Source organism: Corynebacterium halotolerans (genome assembly GCF_050107895.1).
In the GTDB taxonomy this organism is placed as follows: Bacteria; Actinomycetota; Actinomycetes; order Mycobacteriales; family Mycobacteriaceae; genus Corynebacterium; species Corynebacterium halotolerans_B.
Window position 1 is genome coordinate 1 of record NZ_JBNILW010000059.1, and the last position, 255, is coordinate 255.

General features: G+C 60.8%; 1 pseudogene. It reads right to left on the reverse strand.

The features are described from left to right. Window positions 1-255: pseudogene (locus tag ACQCVD_RS15545) on the reverse strand (IS982 family transposase); the annotation flags it as partial.

The window sequence follows — 255 nt, forward strand, 5'->3', positions numbered from 1 at the left end:
ATCACCACAGTGAGGGTGCGTTGGCGCTTGTGGTAGCCGGACTGCTGGGGCAGATACGGGAAGATGCTGGTCAGATGCTTGTGGGCGTATCTGACGAAGCGTCGTTCCGAGGTGAAGCCGAGCAGGGTTTCCATGATCGCCAGGACGATCAGTTCCGCGTCGCTGATCTGGGGTGGAAATCCGGAGGGCGGCCTAACGGGCAGGAGATCGGGGTGGGTGTTGAGGTAGTCGTCGGTGGCGACGTACAGTGCTGTT